General features: G+C 66.2%; 16 protein-coding genes. 11 read left to right on the top strand and 5 right to left on the bottom strand.

What is annotated here, in order from left to right; genetic code table 11:
- Positions 1-47 precede the first annotated feature (47 nt).
- The 7 genes from DIE03_RS18250 to DIE03_RS18280 all read left to right on the top strand — a co-directional run bounded on the left by DIE03_RS18250 (position 48) and on the right by DIE03_RS18280 (position 7,135).
- On the top strand, positions 48-917 hold the full coding sequence (locus DIE03_RS18250; protein WP_124452700.1) for a nicotianamine synthase family protein: 870 nt from the start codon (positions 48-50) through the stop codon (positions 915-917).
- A gap of 9 nt (positions 918-926) precedes the next feature.
- Positions 927-1,502 carry a GNAT family N-acetyltransferase gene (locus DIE03_RS18255; RefSeq protein WP_124452702.1) on the top strand — a complete coding sequence of 192 codons (576 nt, stop codon included), beginning with the start codon at positions 927-929 and terminating at the stop codon, positions 1,500-1,502.
- A gap of 317 nt (positions 1,503-1,819) precedes the next feature.
- Positions 1,820-2,746 carry a TauD/TfdA family dioxygenase gene (locus DIE03_RS18260; RefSeq protein ID WP_124452704.1) on the top strand — a complete coding sequence of 309 codons (927 nt, stop codon included), beginning with the start codon at positions 1,820-1,822 and terminating at the stop codon, positions 2,744-2,746.
- Positions 2,747-2,794: 48 nt separating this feature from the next.
- Positions 2,795-3,826, top strand: a complete 1,032-nt coding sequence (locus DIE03_RS18265; RefSeq protein ID WP_124452706.1) for an ABC transporter substrate-binding protein — start codon at positions 2,795-2,797, stop codon at positions 3,824-3,826.
- 67 nt (positions 3,827-3,893) lie between these two features.
- Positions 3,894-4,883, top strand: coding sequence for an ABC transporter ATP-binding protein (locus DIE03_RS18270; RefSeq protein ID WP_124452708.1), 990 nt, complete (start codon positions 3,894-3,896; stop codon positions 4,881-4,883).
- The gene (locus DIE03_RS18275) at positions 4,880-5,767 is read left to right on the top strand and encodes an ABC transporter permease (protein ID WP_124452710.1); all 888 of its coding nucleotides are present in this window, start codon (positions 4,880-4,882) and stop codon (positions 5,765-5,767) included. Before DIE03_RS18270 ends, DIE03_RS18275 begins: the two co-directional genes overlap by 4 nt.
- A gap of 150 nt (positions 5,768-5,917) precedes the next feature.
- A complete protein-coding gene (locus DIE03_RS18280) occupies positions 5,918-7,135 on the top strand; it encodes an acyl-CoA dehydrogenase family protein (RefSeq protein WP_124452712.1) in 1,218 nt (405 codons plus the stop codon).
- 31 nt (positions 7,136-7,166) lie between these two features.
- Here the strand turns inward: DIE03_RS18280 and DIE03_RS18285 are convergent, their stop codons facing one another.
- The 4 genes from DIE03_RS18285 to DIE03_RS18300 form a co-directional block, all read right to left on the bottom strand.
- Positions 7,167-8,354, bottom strand: coding sequence for an LLM class flavin-dependent oxidoreductase (locus DIE03_RS18285; protein ID WP_124452714.1), 1,188 nt, complete (start codon positions 8,352-8,354; stop codon positions 7,167-7,169).
- Positions 8,355-8,433: 79 nt separating this feature from the next.
- Positions 8,434-8,958: a c-type cytochrome gene (locus DIE03_RS18290; RefSeq protein WP_124452716.1), complete on the bottom strand. Its 525-nt coding sequence runs from the start codon at positions 8,956-8,958 to the stop codon at positions 8,434-8,436.
- Positions 8,951-10,207, bottom strand: a complete 1,257-nt coding sequence (gene soxC / locus DIE03_RS18295; RefSeq protein ID WP_124452799.1) for a sulfite dehydrogenase — start codon at positions 10,205-10,207, stop codon at positions 8,951-8,953. The genes DIE03_RS18290 and soxC overlap by 8 nt, the downstream gene beginning before the upstream one ends.
- A 132-nt stretch (positions 10,208-10,339) precedes the next feature.
- Complete coding sequence (locus DIE03_RS18300; protein ID WP_124452717.1) at positions 10,340-11,524, bottom strand: porin; 1,185 nt, start codon at positions 11,522-11,524, stop codon at positions 10,340-10,342.
- A gap of 493 nt (positions 11,525-12,017) precedes the next feature.
- Between DIE03_RS18300 and DIE03_RS18305 the strand changes: the two genes are divergently transcribed.
- Together DIE03_RS18305 and DIE03_RS18310 are read left to right on the top strand one after the other, a co-directional pair.
- Positions 12,018-12,362, top strand: a complete 345-nt coding sequence (locus DIE03_RS18305) for a DUF3088 domain-containing protein (RefSeq protein ID WP_124452720.1) — start codon at positions 12,018-12,020, stop codon at positions 12,360-12,362.
- Between the two features lie 42 nt (positions 12,363-12,404).
- On the top strand, positions 12,405-13,403 hold the full coding sequence (locus DIE03_RS18310; RefSeq protein ID WP_124452722.1) for an ABC transporter substrate-binding protein: 999 nt from the start codon (positions 12,405-12,407) through the stop codon (positions 13,401-13,403).
- An 86-nt stretch (positions 13,404-13,489) separates the two neighbouring features.
- Here the strand turns inward: DIE03_RS18310 and DIE03_RS18315 are convergent, their stop codons facing one another.
- Positions 13,490-13,810, bottom strand: coding sequence for a hypothetical protein (locus DIE03_RS18315; RefSeq protein WP_124452724.1), 321 nt, complete (start codon positions 13,808-13,810; stop codon positions 13,490-13,492).
- A gap of 266 nt (positions 13,811-14,076) precedes the next feature.
- On the opposite strand from DIE03_RS18315, the gene DIE03_RS18320 reads away from it, so the two are divergent.
- Positions 14,077-15,339: a glycosyltransferase family 9 protein gene (locus tag DIE03_RS18320; protein ID WP_124452726.1), complete on the top strand. Its 1,263-nt coding sequence runs from the start codon at positions 14,077-14,079 to the stop codon at positions 15,337-15,339.
- Positions 15,340-15,475: 136 nt separating this feature from the next.
- Positions 15,476-17,065: a tetratricopeptide repeat protein gene (locus DIE03_RS18325; protein WP_124452728.1), complete on the top strand. Its 1,590-nt coding sequence runs from the start codon at positions 15,476-15,478 to the stop codon at positions 17,063-17,065.
- The last annotated feature ends 70 nt before the right edge of the window (positions 17,066-17,135 follow it).

Genomic DNA, 17,135 nt, shown 5'->3' on the forward strand with positions numbered 1-17,135 from the left:
CGCCGGCTCGCCGGCGCCCCTCAACCCGAGATTGGATCGACACCGACATGCTGACCAACCTGCCGCTTGCACCGCATTGCGCGGCCAACGATACCCAGCACCGCATCGACTTCGTGAAGACGCAGATCCATCGCTGGATCGACGAGATGTTCGTCTCGCCCGACCGGCACGATCTGCGCGCGTGTTTCGCGAAGACGCTGCTGATCCGCAACTACCTGCTGTCTCCGGTGCTCGACGCGAACGAGACCGAGCGCTTCCTGCGCGACGCGACGGTGCGCGAGTACATGAAGCGCTTTCAGGCGCTGTCGCTCGACAACGAGGTCCGCTTCGAGCGGCAGATGAGCGACGTGCTGCGCGCCGGGCCGTCGAGCGAAGGGTTGCTGCTGATCATCAAGGAATACTACGCGGAGATCTACCGGCTGCTCGCGAGAACCGAGATCTTCCTGTCGGACATGTCTGCCGGCTCGACGGTGGCGATGGTCGGCTCCGGCGGGATGCCGCTGTCGCTCCTGTTCATGCAGTCGTTCAGCGGCGCCCGCATCGTTGGGCTGGATATCAGCGAGGAATCGCTCAGAACCGGCGAGCGGTTCGTCGATCACCTGTGCGCATCGCACCCGGCGCGTTATCGCCGAGCGGCGATTGAGATGGTTCACGCGGATGGCGCGGTGTACGACTACGGCGCATGCGACATTGTTATCCTGTCGATTCACATCGAGAACAAGGTGGAGATCGTCGAACGGATTATTGAGACGGCGCCGCGCGATCGCCGCGTGATCGTGATCGAGCGGCAGGTGCAGGGGCTCGGACAGTATTTCTATCCGAACTACGGGTTCGATTCGGCCGGACTGCCGCTCGTGAAGCTGGCCACGCTGTGCTCGTCGCTGCTGGTGAGCACGGCCTATCAGCTCGACTGGTAGGAGGGCGGGATGACGACGAGCGAGATTCGTTCCGGCGGAATCGGCCTGTTCCATGCGTGGGAGCGGCAGGTGCTCGCGCTGTACATGGACGCGTTTACGACGGGGCCATATGCCGGGCACTACCTGGACGAGGCGGCGGAGCGCGGCTGGATCTACGGACTGTTCACCAAGCATGCCGCGCGTTGCCATCTGTGGGCGGCCGGCGACACGCTGGCCGGTTTCCTGCTGTCCGCCGATGCGGGCTACGACCGCAAATTGCCGGTGTCGCTGCGCGCGACGCTCGGCGACGGGCCCGTAATGTCGATCGCCGAGCTGGCGGTTGCCCCGGACTGGCGTTCGCGCGGGCTCGGCGAGGCGCTGGTGCGGCACTGCGTCGGCGAGGCGGCGCCCGGCTATCGCGACATCATCGTGCGCAGCAACGGCAATGCGCTTGCGGCGCACCGACTCTACCGGCGGCTCGGGTTCGAGCCTTTCGGCTCGGTGCGGGTGCCGAACGAGATGAGCGAGATGCTCGGCGACGGGCGACGCGGCGTCGAGTGGGTCGACAAGCAGTATTTCCGCTATAAAGTGACTGGCGATGGCTGACCGCTAGGACCGGAGCAAAAAGAAGGACACGCAGCGATCTCTATCTGTCCACACACAAGGTTGTGGCAACTTGTCCGCATCCGAGCGGATACGGAAAAAGAGACAGGGGGCGACTTTGCTTGCGGTTCCGACCGGCACGCCGGCAAGGACGCCCAGTGGACGTCGGCGCCGGTTGGACGATTCGGCCCCCAATCGCTGCCGTATGCGCAAGCAGCGATCTTTATCACCGCAGCAGATAAACGTATCCGAATCGCTTCGTTGACGCGCGCCGGCACGCCCTCGTAGATTCGCGTTTTGACCGAATCAGGGGCCGTGCCGTGACGACTACCGCCATCCGCGACGCCGCAACGCTTTCCGCCGGGCATCCCGCCTTGCGGCCGGACGGCGCGGCGCAGCATTTCGACATCGTGCCGTTCGACGCGCCGCTCGGCGCCGAGGTAATCGGCCTCGACCTGTCGCAACCGGTCGGCGCCGACGATTTCGCGCGGATCCATCGCGCGCATCTCGATCACCATGTGCTGGTGTTTCGCGACCAGCGCATCACGCCGGACGAGCACATCGCGTTCAGCCGCCGCTTCGGCCCGCTGCAGATCCACGTGCTGCACCAGTTCGCGCTGGCCGACCACCCGGAAGTGCTGATCGTGTCGAACATCGTCGAGAACGGCAAACCGGTCGGGCTCGGCGACGCCGGCCATTTCTGGCATTCCGACCTGTCTTACAAGGAAAAGCCGAGCCTCGGCTCGCTGCTGCACGCGCAGGAATTGCCGGCGGAAGGCGGCGATACGCTGTTCGCGAACATGCATCTCGCGTGGGACACACTGCCGGCCCACCTGCGCCGCGCGGTGGAAGGGCTGCGCGCCGAGCATACGTATCTCGCGCGCTACGAGGAGCTGCGGGCGCGCAGCCCATGGCGGCCGAAGCTGTCGCACGAGCAGGTCGCGCAGGTTGCGGCGGTAGTCCACCCGGTCGTGCGCACGCATCCGGAAACCGGCCGCAAGGCGCTGTTCGTCAGCGAGCATTTCACGACGCGCATCGTCGGCTTGCCGGACGATGAAAGCCGCGCGCTGCTCGACGAACTGTTCGCGCACAGCGTCCGCGCCGAGCATCAATACCGGCACCGGTGGCGCGAGCACGACCTCGTGTTCTGGGACAACCGTTCGCTGATGCATCTCGCCGCCGGCACGCCGGACCACCTGCGCCGCAAGCTGTACCGCACGACGATCGAAGGCGACGCGCCTTTCTGAGCCGCGCGCCGCGTCATTCATTCCCGCCCCATCCCGACCGGAGTCCCGATGTCGTTTTCGTTTTTGCCGGCGCGCCGCGCGCTGGCGGCCACGCTCACCGCCGCGCTCGCATTCGCGGGCACTGCCTTCCCGCAAGCCACGCATGCGGAGGGCCGCATCCGCATCGCCGAGCAGTTCGGCGTCGTCTACCTGATGCTGAACGTCGCGCGCGACCAGCGACTGATCGAAAAGGAAGGGCGCAAGGCCGGCCTCGACATCAAGGTCGACTGGGTGCGCCTGTCGGGCGGCGCGGCCGTGAACGACGCGCTGCTGTCGGGCGCGGTCGACGTCGCCGGTGCGGGCGTCGGGCCGTTGCTCACCGTGTGGGACCGCACGCGCGGCCGGCAGAACGTGAAGGGCGTCGCGTCGCTCGGCAATTTCCCGTACTACCTCGTCAGCAGCAACCCGAGCGTGAAGACGATCGCCGACCTGAGCGCGAAGGACCGCATCGCGGTGCCGGCAGTCGGCGTGTCGGTGCAGTCGCGCGTGCTGCAGTATGCGGCCGCGAAGCAGTGGGGCGACAAGCAGTTCGACAAGCTCGACGCGCTCACGCAGGCGATTCCGCACCCCGACGCGACCGCCGCGATTCTCGCGAACAGCAACGTGATCACCGGGCACTTCGGCAATCCGCCGTTCCAGGAGCAGGAACTCGCCGGCAACCCGAACGCGCACATCGTGTTGAATTCGTATGACGTGCTCGGCGGCCCGAGCTCCGCGACGGTGCTGTACGCGACGGAAAAATTCCGCGACGACAACCCGAAGACCTACCACGCGTTCGTCGCCGCGCTGGCCGACGCCGCGCGGCAGATCGCGGCCGATCCCGAGCGCGCGGCCGATACGTATATTCGCGTGAACGGGTCGAAGATCGATCGCGCATTGCTGCTGAAGATCCTGCGCAATCCGCAGGTGCAGTTCAAGACCGCGCCGCAGAACACGCTGCCGCTCGCGCAGTTCATGCATCGCACCGGCGCGATCCGCAACGAACCGAAATCGTGGCGCGACTACTTCTTCGACGATCCGGCGACTGCCGGCGGCAGTTGAACCGCACCGGCGCTTCGACGCCGCGATCGACGCTTATGCGTCGGCGCGGTTTCGATATGCGCAATCGATGGTTGGTCCGCGCCACGCGCGGCCGTATGTTGATGCTTTCCCCGCAAGAGTCCCGATCGTGAACGCCAATTCACTCCGAACCTGGCTGCCGCCGTATGCGTCGCGTCGCGGTGCGTCGTCCGCCGCTCAGGCCGCGCCCGCCACGCCTGTTGCCGGGCAGTCCGGTGTGGACGCCGCGCCGGCTGGTTCGCACAGCGAGCGCCTGCTGGCCATCGACCGCGTCAGCCTCGAATACCGGAGCGGCGCGCGGATCGTCCGCGCAACGCACCAGGTGAGCTTCGACGTGTACGGCAGCGATCGCTTCGTGCTGCTCGGCCCGTCGGGGTGCGGGAAGTCGACGCTGCTGAAGGCGATTGCCGGTTTCATCGAGCCCGTATCCGGTTCGATCGCACTCGACGGCAAACCCGTGCGCGGGCCGGGACCCGATCGCGTCGTGGTGTTCCAGGAGTTCGACCAGTTGCCGCCGTGGAAGACGGTCGTCGAGAACGTCGCGTTTCCGTTGCGCGTCGCCGCGAAATTGTCGCGTGCCGAGGCACGCGAACGTGCGCTGCACTATCTCGACAAGGTCGGACTGAGTGCATTCGCCGACGCCTATCCGCACACGCTGTCGGGCGGCATGAAGCAGCGTGTCGCGATCGCGCGTGCACTCGCCATGCAGCCGCGCGTGCTGTTGATGGACGAACCGTTCGCCGCCCTCGATGCGCTCACGCGCCGCAAGATGCAGGAGGAACTGCTGCGGTTGTGGGACGAGTTCCGCTTCACGCTGCTGTTCGTCACGCATTCGATCGAGGAGGCGCTCGTCGTCGGCAACCGGATCCTGCTGCTGTCGCCGCATCCGGGCCGCGTACGCGCGGAACTCAACAGTCACGAACATTCGCTCGACAACGTCGATACCGGCGACTTCCGCGACAACGTCGCACGGATTCATCGCCTGCTGTTCGATACCGATGCGACGGGCGCGCCGGCGACGGAGGCAGCCTCATCATGAGCACGATCGATCCGTCCCTGACACCGCTGCCGCCCGTTCGCGCCGAGTACGAGCGCACGCTCGACACGCTGCCCGATGCCGAACGCGCGGCCCCGGCCCCGCTGGCGCGTCGCATCGTCGACGCCGGGTGGTTTCGTCGCAGCGTCATTGCGCTCGTCCTGGTCGCCGCATGGGAAATCGTCGCGCGCATCGTCGCGAACGACCTGCTCGTGCCGACCTTCGGCGCGACGCTGGCTGCATTCGTGCAGGGCATCGAGTCCGGCGAACTGCTCGTCAAGACCGGCATCTCGATGTCGGTACTGCTGCGCGGATATGCGCTCGGCGTGTTTTTCGCGTTCGTGCTGACGTCGCTCGCGGTGTCGACGCGCATCGGTCGCGACCTGTTGACGATGCTCACGTCGATGTTCAATCCGCTGCCGTCGATCGCGTTGCTGCCGATCGCGCTGTTGTGGTTCGGGCTCGGCACCGGCAGCCTGCTGTTCGTGCTCGTGCATGCAGTGCTGTGGCCGCTCGCGCTCAGCATGTACACGGGCTTCGCCGGCGTGCCGGCCACGCTGAAGATGGCCGGGCGCAACTACGGCCTCACGGGCCTGCGCCAGATCGCGCTGATCCTCGTGCCGGCCGCGCTGCCGTCGATCCTGTCGGGCCTGCGCGTCGGCTGGGCATTCGCGTGGCGCACGCTGATCGCGGCCGAGCTCGTGTTCGGCGCGAGCGCCGGGCAGGGCGGGCTCGGCTGGTACATCTTCCAGAACCGCAACGAGCTGTACACCGACCGCGTGTTCGCGGGTCTCGCGGCCGTCATCGTGATCGGCCTGCTCGTCGAGAACCTCGTGTTCGACACGCTCGAGCGCGTGACCGTGCGCCGCTGGGGCATCCAGCACTGACGCGGCGGCGATGCACGACCAATCCCGGCGCACGCATAACAAAAGCTGAAATCGGTTTTTCGCGCGCGCTGCATGCGTCCCTATACTTTGCGGTGCCGCGATCGCGCCACGTCGCGACGCTTCCGATCTTCTCGCACAAGGATTTGCCCGATGACTGCCCGTGATGCCGTCGATCCGCGCGATGCGTTACGCGACGCGCTCGCCACGCTGCCCGACGTCGCGAATGCGATCGGCCAGGATGCCGCGCAACGTGAAGCGCGCCGCGAACTGCCGTTCGAGGGCTTCGCGATCTTCCGGCGCTCGGCGCTGGGCGCGTTGCGGATTCCGGTGGAACGCGGCGGCCTCGGCGGCACGCTGGTCGATCTGTTCGACACGATCGCGACGCTGGCCGCCGCCGATTCGAATCTCGCGCACGCGCTGCGCATTCACTACGACCAGACCGAGACGCTGCGGCTCTCGCCGCGCACGCCGTTCAACGACGTGCAACTCGAACGCGTGCTGGCCGGCGCGATCTTCGGCGGCGCGTCGACGGAACTCGGCACGTCGCGGCCGGGCGAGAACACGACCGTGCTGCGCCGCAACGGCGAGCACCATCGTGTGACGGGCCGCAAATACTATTCGACGGGCACCGCGTTTGCCGATTTCGCCCGCATCAACGTGGAAGACGAGCAGGGCGACGCGCTGGCCGTGATCATTCCCGTCGCGCGCGACGGCCTGCAGGTGCTCGACGACTGGGACGGGATGGGGCAGCGCATGACGGCGAGCGGCAGCCTGGTGCTGAACGACGTGCAGGTGTTCGCGGACGAAGTGGCGCCGCGCGACGGCTCGACGCTCGTCGGCCGTCATTGCGGCGCGCTGCGGCAGCTGCATCTCGTCGCGACGGGGGCGGGCATCGTGCGCAACGTGGTGGCCGATGCACGTCGCTACGTGCTCGAGCACGGACGCCCGGCACTGCACAGCCCGGCGCCGACTGCGCGTGACGATCATTTCGTCCAGCAGGTTGTCGGCGATCTGTCCGCGCACAGTCACGCGATCGACGCGCTCGTGCGCGAAAACGCGCGGGCGCTCGATCGCTCCGCCGATGCGATCGAAGCAGGCGCTGCCGACGCGGATGCGCTCGTGCTCGACAGCGCGCTCGCGACCGCGCGCACGCAGCTGATCGTCAGCAAGCTCGCGCTGCATGCGGCCGAGCGGCTGTTCGAAGTCGGCGGCGCGTCGGCGACGGCGCGCTCACACAACTTCGACCGGCACTGGCGCAACCTGCGCACGATCTTCAGTCACAACCCGCTGCTGCACAAGGCGCGCGTGATCGGTGACTACACGCTGAACGGCGTGACGACGCACCTGACCGAAGGGCGCGTGTTCTGAGCGTGCCGCGGCAGGCATTCGCGGCGGGACGTCAGCGCCGCAAGCCGGCTTCGCGCAGCAGCGGCAGCACGCGCTCGCCGAAGAAGTCGAGATCGGGCCTGAAGTCGTAGAAGCTCAGCTGGATGCCGTCGATGCCGGCGCGGTGCAGCCGCACGATGGTGTCGGCGACTTCGTCGGGCGAGCCCGTGATCGAGATGTTGCCGCCGATCGCGCGCGCCGCGGCCTGCGAACGCTGGTCGAAGCCGCCGCGCCACGCATGCGCATCGCTGTCGAAGCGGTGGAAGCTGCCTTCGTCCGCATGCGCGACGATCGCGTCGCGGTACGCGCGCGCCTCCGCCGCCGTCTCGCGGCAGATCACGAGCGGATTGAGCAGCGTGCGGATCGTCCGGCCGTGTGCGGCGGCGGCCGCCTTCACGCGAGCGGTATGCGCGGGCAGCACGTCGATCGCGCGTTCGGCGTCGGGGCCGGCCGGGCTCGTGACGAACACGATGTCCGAATAGCGCGCCGCGAACTCGATGCCGGCGTCGGAGCCCGTGGCGTTGATCAGCAACGGGCGGCCGTAGCGCGGCTTCGGCGTCACGAATGCGCCGCCCAGGCGCCAGCTCGACAGCGCCGGCGTATAGCTGAAGTTGTCCGGTTGCGCCCACAACTGCTGGACCGCGTCGAGGAATTCGGCAGCCAGCTCGTAGCGGCGGTCGTGCTCGATCCGGTTCCAGCCGAACATCTCGTGTTCGATCGCGCGGTGGCCCGTCACGACGTTGACGCCCCAGCGCCCGCGCGAGATGTGATCGAGCGTTGCGGTGAATTTCGCGAAATGCAGCGGGTGCCACGGCCCGTAGAGCACGTGGCTCGTCGCGACGAGGATGATCCGCTCGGTGCGTGCGGTCAGCGCGGCCAGCGTCATGAACGAGTCGAGCGCCTGGCCATCGAACACGCCGCCGTAGCCGCCTTTCGGCAGCCATTGCGACAGCGCGAACACGAGATCGAAGCCGAGCGCCTCGGCACGTGCGACCAGGTCGGCGTTGTAGTCGAACGTCCAGTCGGTCGTGCGCGGCAACGTCGACGCACTCCATCCGCCGGCCTGGATCGGCAGGAACAGCCCGAGCATCAGCGGCTGCGCGAGCGCACGCGACACGGGGCTGTCGGGGAAATCCGCCGGCGAACGGACGTCGACGAACGGCGACGGCGCGAGCGGGGCGGCGAGGGATGGATCACTCATTACGGGTTCCTTGCTGAAAGGTGCGGCACGATTCATGCGACTGCGGTGCCCGATACGGTGGCAAGCGGAGCGGCGCGCGTCATAGCTTGCCCGGCCTCGGGTCGGGCACGAAGCCGTCGCGGTTCGGCATCTGCACATGCGGCAGCGTACGTGCGTCGAGCCGGGCGTCGCCGGGCACGATGCCGTTCAGGTGGAGAACATACGCGGTGACCGCATAGACGTCGTCCGCGCTCAGCGATTGCGGTGCGTTGTACGGCATCGCACGGCGAATGTAGTCGAACAGCGTCGTCGCGTAGGGCCAGTAGCTGCCGACCGTCTTTTTCGGCTTGACGTTCGCGAGCGAGCCGATGCCGCCGACGAGCGGATCGCCGACGCCGCCTTCTCCGCCGGCGCCGTGACACATCGCGCATTTGTCGGCGAACACGCGGCCGCCGCGCGCGACCGTGCCCGCGCCTGACGGCAAGCCGCTGCCGTCCGGCGCGACGTCGATGTCCCACGCGGCGAGCGCCGCGCGGTCGACTGGCTGCCCGAGGCCGAAGCCGGCGCCGAACGCGCTCGACGTCATCGCGCAGGCCGCCAGCAGGCAAGCGAGCGGCTTACGCATTGCGCACCTCGCCGTCCGCGCCGACGCGCCAGTTCTGGATGCCGTTGTAGTGGTACTGCGAGTTCAGGCCGCGCGCGGCGACGAGCGCGTCGCGGGTCGGCTGCACGTAGCCCGTCTCGTCGGTCGCGCGGCTTTGCAGGTCGGCCGGCTCGCCGCGCCACACCCAGTCGGCCTCGAAGCGCGTCAACGCACGGTCGCGTACGTCGCCGGCGAGCCGTGCGGGCCGCCACGTGCGACCACCGTCGGTCGATACGTCGACCGCGCGAATCCGGCCGCGGCCCGACCACGCGTAGCCGCTGATCGGGTAATAGCCATGCGCGGCGAGCCGATGGCCGGCCGACGGCCGCGTGATGACCGACTTCGCGTCCATCTCGAACACGAACTGGCGCGCGCAGCCGTCGGGCAGCAGATTCGTGTATTTCGACGTTTCCTCGCGTGTCATCTCCGGCGCACGCACCAGCTTCAGCCGCCGCAGCCACTTGATGTTCGTGTTGCCTTCGAAACCCGGCACGATCAGCCGCACCGGGTAGCCGTTCTCCGGCCGCAGTCGTTCGCCGTTCTGCGCATAGACGACCAGCGCGCGCTCGAGGATCCGGTCGAGCGGCAGGCTGCGCGTCATCGCCGCGCCGTCCGCGCCTTCGGCGAGCAGCCAGCGTGCGTCGGCATCGACGCCCGTTTCATCGAGCAGCGTCGACAGCCGGACGCCGGTCCATTCGCAGCACGACAGCAGCCCGTGCGTGAACTGAACCGGCAGCCCGCTCGGGCCGTTCCATTCGCTGCCGGTATTGCCCGAGCATTCGAGGAAGTGGATCCGCGATTCGGACGGAAAACGCAGCAGGTCGTCCAACGTGAAGACGCGCGGCTCGCGCACGAGGCCGTGCACGACGATGCGATGACGCTGCGCATCGATGTCCGGTACGCCCGCGTGATGACGTTCGTAGACGAGCCCGTTCGGCGTGATGTCGCCGAACAGGTCGGCGAGCGGCGTCATCGACGAGCCGGAACCGGGTAGCACGGGCGAGCGCGCGCTGCGGCGGATCACGTCGCGCTCGTGCTGCCCCGGCATGCCGTACGGTGGCGACAGCAACGGCGCACCGGGCGCGCGCGTCCACGGCGGCACATCGAGCGGCTGGCTCGCGAGCGCACCGCCGGCAGGCAGCATCGCCGCCGCCCAGCCGCCGGCCAACTGGCGCAGTGCGGCGCGCCGGCCGCTTCGCGGTGCACGGGGAGGAAAGCGGGAATCGGTCATGGTCGAACGCAGGTTGCGCGCGGGAGCCGCGCGCAGGGAAACGAACATTCTCGGCAACCGGGCGCGGCGCGGCAAACAACGATTCCCGCTTTGCTTATCGTGCCTATTGCGCTGCGCCCGCTGCGCGTGCCGTCAGAACTTCACGCGCAGCCCGCTGACGAACGCGAGCTGGCGGTTCGTCGACGACGCACTGCCGATGTTCGAGATCGCCGCGATCTTGCGGTAGCCGCCCGACGTGGCCGTGCTCGCATCGCCGGCCGCGAGCTGGTAAATGCCCGATACGTAGATATCGGTGCGCTTCGACAGCGCGTAGTCGAACCCGAGCGTGAACTGGTGCCAGCGCGGCTTCAGCGTCTGGCCGCCGGTGCCCGGCAGGCCGCTCGCGCGCCCGTCGGTGAACGTATAGACGCCGATCAGCGTGGCGGCCGGCGTGATCTGGTAGCGCGCGTTCACGTCGTAGTTGTTGAACTTGCGCGACGAGCCGTCGACATAGTTGAGCTGCGTGTGGCTCCAGGCGAAGCCGAGCGTCGCGCGGCCGAGCGCGTAGTTCGCGCCGAGTGCACCGATCTGCTGCTTGAGCACGCCGCCGTTCAGCCCGTAGAAGAATGCGCCGCTGTAGTCGTTGCCGGTGGTCGAGGTCGCGCCGCCCACCGCGCCGCTCGTGTTCGACGTCGCGTTCGGGTGGTTGAATCGCACGTAGCCGCCGCCGACCGACAGCGGGCCGTTCACATAGTTCGCCGACGCGCCCCACGCGTTGTTGTTCGAGAAGCCGGTACCCGCGCCGCCGTTTGCCTGATTGCTGAATGCATAAAGCAGGTCGGCCGTGAAGCCGGCGATCGTGTCGCTGCGGAATTTCACCGCGTTGTTCAGCCGGAAGCTCTGGTTCAGGTTGTCGTTGTCGCCCACGTGCGTGGCCGGCGACCAGAAGCCGGCGCCCGAGTACTGCGCGACGAGGTCGGTGATCGGCTCGTACTGGCGGCCGAACGTCAGCGTGCCGAGACCCTTCTTGCCGAGGCCCACGTATGCGGAGCGGCCGAACAGGCGGCCGCCCTGGCCGAGCCCGCCGTCGCTCGGGCGGAACCCGCCTTCGAGCGTGAAGACCGCCTGCAGGTCGCCGCCGAGGTCTTCCGCACCTTTCAGGCCCCAGCGGCTGCCGCTCAGCTTGCCGCTCGTCTGCTGGATGTTGCTTGCGCCGCCCTGGTTGTTCGTATACGCGATGCCGGCGTCGACGACACCGTACAACGTGACCGAACTCTGCGCGTACGCACTGACCGAACCGATCGAAACCAAACCCAGGACTACCGATTTTTTGATCATGACTATCCTCTGTTTTTTATGGGTACATCTGCGAGGATCACGATGCTATTGACGACAGGCGCGCCGACGAACGGTCGATCCGTGGTTTGCAAATCGCTGCGCGTCCGATTTGTAATGTGCGTTGCCGCCGCCCCGGCATGTCCGTTGCAATCGCGTCCGGCGCGCACGCTGCGGCGAATGCATCGATCGGACGGCGTACGCCGGGCGCCTCGAACTCGTGCACGCCGTCATATCGATCGATGAAATCGTTCGATGTCCGCATCACATGCGGCCGCGCTCGCGATGTTTTTACGCAACGCCGCACTGTGCGGCGGACCACCGATGCGCTACGCGTGCCCGCATATCGATTCCGCAAAACGTTGGTAGGGCCGTCCGGCGCGTAACGGTAGAGTCTGGCATCCGGTCGCGGGCCGGCATGCGCCGGGAACCGCAGCGCACGCGTGTGCGCGTTCATCCCGGTTGGATGGATCAACGAATACAGGAGCCGTTTGACATGAGTCGCGATGTGCTGTTTCTGCTGGAACCGGGTTTTGCCGATCCGAAGCATCCGGGCCAACGCTTCGTCTGTCCGCACGGACTGTCGATCGAAGGGCTGCTGGCGAGTGCGCCCGATCGTGCCGGCCGCATCGATGTGAAACGCGTCGGCTTCGAGCGGCCGCGGCCCGCGGTAATCGCCGCGCTCGACGAGGCGCACCAGGGCCTGCCGGTCCTCGTACTCGGTCGCGACCAGCCGGCGCCGGACGATGCGCAGACGCTCGGCGACGTGCGCTTCGTCACCGACGCGCGCCGCATTCTCGAGCTGCTGGCCGAACGCCACGGATTTCCGGCGCTGCACTGACGCGACGATTCCAACGACTCATTCGATCGACAGGAGCATTCGATGTCGTCAATCTCGGTGGCACGCCGCCGCCTGCTGCTTGCCGGCGCTGCGGCCGTGGCGGCGCCCCTGGCCGGGAGGTCCGCATTCGCGGCACCGGCCGTCAACACCGATCTCGCCGGCACGACGTTGCGCGTCGCGACCTACAAAGGTGGCTGGCGTGCGCTGCTGCAGGCGGCCGGGCTCGGCGATACGCCGTACCGGATCGACTGGCGCGAACTGAACAATGGCGTGCTGCATATCGAGGCGCTGAATGCAGACGCGCTCGATATCGGTTCGGGTAGCGAAATACCCGCGGTATTCGCCGCGCGCCAGAAAGCCAATGTGCGGTTCATTTCGCGAGTGCGCGAAGACCTGAACAACCAGGTCACGCTCGCGCGCAAGGACACGCCGATCCGCACCATCGCGGACCTGAAGGGCAAGCGCGTCGGTTACGTGCGCGCGACGACGTCGCACTATTTCCTGTATCGCCAGCTGACGGAGGCCGGCCTCGGTTTCGACGACATCCAGCCGATCAATCTGTCGCCGACCGATGGGCTGTCCGCATACGATCGCGGCGACATCGACGCGTGGGCGATCTACGGCTACAACGGCCAGCTCGCGCGCAATCGCTACGGCGCGCGCGTGCTGAAGACAGGGAAGGGCTATCTGTCGGGCAATTTCCCCGTGTACGCGAATCCCCGCACGCTCGACGACGCGCGCCGCCGGGCGGCCACCGCCGATCTGCTGCTGCGGTTCCGGCACGCGTATGCATGGGCAAACGGGCATTTCCGCGACTACGCGCTCGCGCAGAACCGCGAGACGCGCGTGCCGGTGGCCGATCTCGTCACGATGTTCGACCAGCGCAGCGAGGACTTTGCGCTACTGCCGGTGACACCCGACGTGGTCGCGCAGCATCAACAGGTCGCAGATGTGTTCACCCGGATCGGCGTGCTTGACGGGCCGGCCAACGTCGCGCCGTTGTGGGATACGTCGTTCAATTCGGTGGTTGCGGCAGGGTAAGTCGGTGCCGCAGGACGATGCCCCCGTGAACGGGGCGATGCTTCAGGCTCGACGCGGACAGTGCCGAGCGATCCGGTTTGGCGGGATCAGGAGAACGTCGTCGCGACCATGATGCCGAATACCAGCCCGAGCGCGATTCCGCTGAGCCGGCCGTAAATCGATGCACGAACATTGTCGTCGAGCACGAAAGGCGAGCGCTTGTGCTTCCAGATCGTGCTGAATGCCACCGGGCGAGTGAGCAGCGCGATGCATGCGATCAGCACGGGCGTGGCGACGAGCATCGCGATGCGTTGCCCGTTCCAGTCGACACCGTGCATCGCCAGCGAAACCAGCGCGGCGAGCGGCACCTCGACGCACAGGCCGAGCAACGAGCCGCTGACGAATGAATCTCCCGGGGACTGGAACATGATCGGTCCTGGCGTGCGAATGAAATCGGCGCCCGGCTCGGGCGCCCGAAAGAAAATACCGTGGCCGTTGCCTGCGGCCGGTCGACCGTGCTCGGCATCAGCGAGGATGACGGCCGGATGTTAAGGCAAATTGCCGGCCGGTTGTCGGTCATTCAAGCTATTTAACAAATGTTCGGCCGAGTGGCGTGCTTTTATGCCACATCGGGACCCCGCGCCGTGGTAATAATCGAACATCGCGGGCAAACAGAAAATCACGCGGGGATAAATTGATCGGCGACCAAATCGGGCTCGACAGTGCATACAACGCCTACCTCCGGGAAAAATCCGCAAGCGCCGGACTCGCGCTGAGCCGCGCGCTCAGACTCTCGGGTCACGCGGAGGAAGCAATCCGCGTGGTGAAAGAGCTCGCGGAACGAGTCGAAGAACCATTCTTGCGCGCGCAGATCGGCATCGACATGAACTATCTCGGCCTCTTTGCGCAAGCCGAAACGCTGCTGACTCGGGCACTCACCGAGCTTCACCACGAACCGGACCTCAGGGTCCTGAGGGTTGAGCTTGCGATCTCGCAATACGCTCAAGGTCGCTTTCGTGAAGCCCATGCCCTGAGTCGACGGCTACGCGATGCATGGGGGCGGGCCGCGATCGTTTCGAATATCTATCCAGGCAATACCATCGAGTACGAGAAGGTCGTCGGCAAGTTGCTGCGATTCGACGAATCGGTCGCGGGCAAGCGTGTCCTCATCATTCAGGAAGGGGGGCTGGGTGACGTGATCATGTTTTCCCGGTACTTGCACCTCTTGCGGGATGAAGGCGCGCTGGCTGTCGTCTTGCAGGCACCGGACACGCTGGCGCCGGTTTTTTCCGCCGTGGACTGGATCACGATCGTTGCGGACGCCCGCAGTGCCATTGACCAGAGTGATTGCATCATCTGTACCTTCGACCTCTTTGCCCGATATCAGACGACGCCATACTTCCCGGGCTACAGCGGTTCGTACGTGCAGGCGCCGGCCGGACGAGCATTGCCGCCCCGTATTGCCGACACTTTCAGGAATCGACGCCAGGGGGTTCGCGAGATCGGCCTGATCTGGCGCAGCAACACCGCGGTGCGTCACGAACCGTACCGGTCCATTTCGCTGGAGCAACTTTCGCCATTGTTCAGCGCGCCGGGGAGCCGCTTTCACGCGCTGCAGTTCGGCCAGCTTACCGACAATGAACATGCAGTGCTCAATAAGCACGGCATTAGCGTCATTAGTGACGAGTTGAGCGATCTCGGCGACACCGCCGTCGTCTTCAATGCGCTGGATCTATTGATTACGGTGGATACCGGACCGGCCCACCTCGCTGGCGCACTCGGCCGGCCGGTATGGGTGTTGCTGTCGGCTGCCTGCGATGAGCGCTGGTACAACAGCCATCGTGATACGCCGTGGTACAGGTCCATGCAGTTGTATCGACAAGCCACATTGGGCGATTGGAGCAAACCGATATCGGAGATGGCAGATGCGTTGTCTGGCAACGATGCGATCTGGTAGGCGCGGTCGCTTTCGGCCGTATCGAGCGTGTAGACGCCATGCGCCGGTTCGTCGACATTGCCAACCATTCGTAGTCCAGGACAAATCATCGACATGTCGGGACTGCCTGGTTACGTGATTTTCGATCGGAGCACGAATGTCGTTTGAAGAGGAATTCAATAGCATTGCCGCACAGGCGCGCGAAGCAGAGGATGTCGGGCAGTTCGACCGGTCGGCGGATCTGTTCCGGGCCCTGTTTGAAAAGTATCCGAATAGCGATACGGTATTTCGCCCCTACGTGGATGCACTGCTGCGCTCGGGTCGCACCGGAGCGGCACTCGAAGCCTGCGATCGCGCCATCGCTGCGACGCCTGTATCGACCATTCCATGGCGGGAAAAGGCGCTGATCTGTTTCAATCACCTGCACGATCGCGCCGCTGCCATCGCCAGTTTGAAGGCGGGCGTGGACGCGTTTCCATCGAATGCCGAGTTGCATCTGATGCTGGCCGACGCGAGTTTTCAGGTGCTCGACTTCGATGCCGCACGCCGGCATGGCGCGAAGGCCGCCGAATCCGGCGATCCGGGGATCGTATTGAGGGCGCGCCATCGATTCCTCGACGATCATGACGGGGCCGTCCAGATCGCCCGCGCCATCCTGGAACAGTATCCGGCGGATCTCGGCACGCTGGTGCAGTGCGGAATCTCGCTCTACCTGCTGGGCCGCCTGGAGGAAAGCCTGGGCTATCTGTATCGGGCCGCCGAACAGGATCCGTATCGAGGCGATGTCCTTTTTCCGTTGGCGAATCTGCTCCTGTTGCTGGGCGACACGAGAGCAGGCTGGCGTCGCTACGAAATGCTCGCGGATCTCGCGCCGCTCGGCAGTGGCCCCGGTGTATTGACTGCTCATCACGATCGTTTGTGGCGCGGGCAGCCTCTCGAGGGCAAGCGCCTGCTGGTGATCAGCCATCTCGGCCTCGGCGATTGCCTGATGTACGCACGCTACGCTCGAACCCTGAAGGCAGCGGGCGCCCATGTCACGCTCTGCGTCAAACCGGAACTGATGCAGCTTCTGCACGGCCTCGACGGTGTCGACGAGCTGTTGAGCGCGTGGCCCGTCGAGACCTGGGGCACCTACGACTACTGGATATTCGAGAACTTGCTGCCTGCGCGGCTGGGCGCAATCGAAGGCGAGGTGCCGACCTATCGGGACGGCTATATCAAACTGAGGGACCCGGATGTCGCCAAGGCAAGGGCCGACCGTCGAAGCGCATCCGACCGGCTGCGGATCGGCTTGTGCTGGGACACGTCGCCGAATTACTTTGCGGGGCGTGCTCGCAGTCTTGCGCCGGAAGATCTCCAGCCGTTGGCCGAGATCGAGAACGTCGACTGGTTCGTGCTCCAGAAGCATCCGCTCGAGCCGGACTTCGCGGCTCGCAGCCGACTGTCGATCCTGAATCGATCTGATGAATGGAACGATCTTTACGATACGGCTGTATTTGCGGCATCGCTAGACCTGACCATCTCGATCTGCTCGGCGCCCGTGCATTTGGCCGGCGCGCTCGGGCTGCCGGCGTGGGTCATGCTCGGCGCGCCGGAGTGGCGCTGGGGCGCGCGCGGCGACGCGGGGCCCTGGTACCCGGACATTCGTGTCTTTCGTCAGGCGACACCCGGCAACTGGCGAAGCGTCACCGAAGCCGTGCGCGACGCGCTGGAATCGCAGCGCGGTGCCTTGCGTGGAGCCGATTGACGGGCAATGCATTCAATTGCGTTCGAGCGTCGCATTCGTCACGAGCGAATGCGTGCCAAGGCCGAAAATT

This window comes from Burkholderia sp. Bp8992 (assembly GCF_003853705.1).
Lineage (GTDB): Bacteria > Pseudomonadota > Gammaproteobacteria > Burkholderiales > Burkholderiaceae > Burkholderia.

Bases quoted from the DNA above. Each gene is read 5' to 3' on its own strand.
- DIE03_RS18250 (WP_124452700.1), top strand. From the start codon at position 48: ATGCTGACCAACCTGCCGCTTGCACCGCATTGCGCGGCCAACGATACC.
- DIE03_RS18255 (WP_124452702.1), top strand. From the start codon at position 927: ATGACGACGAGCGAGATTCGTTCCGGCGGAATCGGCCTGTTCCATGCG.
- DIE03_RS18265 (WP_124452706.1), top strand. From the start codon at position 2,795: ATGTCGTTTTCGTTTTTGCCGGCGCGCCGCGCGCTGGCGGCCACGCTC.
- DIE03_RS18270 (WP_124452708.1), top strand. From the start codon at position 3,894: ATGGTTGGTCCGCGCCACGCGCGGCCGTATGTTGATGCTTTCCCCGCA.
- DIE03_RS18275 (WP_124452710.1), top strand. From the start codon at position 4,880: ATGAGCACGATCGATCCGTCCCTGACACCGCTGCCGCCCGTTCGCGCC.
- DIE03_RS18280 (WP_124452712.1), top strand. From the start codon at position 5,918: ATGACTGCCCGTGATGCCGTCGATCCGCGCGATGCGTTACGCGACGCG.
- DIE03_RS18285 (WP_124452714.1), bottom strand. From the start codon at position 8,354: ATGAGTGATCCATCCCTCGCCGCCCCGCTCGCGCCGTCGCCGTTCGTC.
- DIE03_RS18290 (WP_124452716.1), bottom strand. From the start codon at position 8,958: ATGCGTAAGCCGCTCGCTTGCCTGCTGGCGGCCTGCGCGATGACGTCG.
- soxC (WP_124452799.1), bottom strand. From the start codon at position 10,207: ATGACCGATTCCCGCTTTCCTCCCCGTGCACCGCGAAGCGGCCGGCGC.
- DIE03_RS18300 (WP_124452717.1), bottom strand. From the start codon at position 11,524: ATGATCAAAAAATCGGTAGTCCTGGGTTTGGTTTCGATCGGTTCGGTC.
- DIE03_RS18305 (WP_124452720.1), top strand. From the start codon at position 12,018: ATGAGTCGCGATGTGCTGTTTCTGCTGGAACCGGGTTTTGCCGATCCG.
- DIE03_RS18310 (WP_124452722.1), top strand. From the start codon at position 12,405: ATGTCGTCAATCTCGGTGGCACGCCGCCGCCTGCTGCTTGCCGGCGCT.
- DIE03_RS18315 (WP_124452724.1), bottom strand. From the start codon at position 13,810: ATGTTCCAGTCCCCGGGAGATTCATTCGTCAGCGGCTCGTTGCTCGGC.
- DIE03_RS18325 (WP_124452728.1), top strand. From the start codon at position 15,476: ATGTCGTTTGAAGAGGAATTCAATAGCATTGCCGCACAGGCGCGCGAA.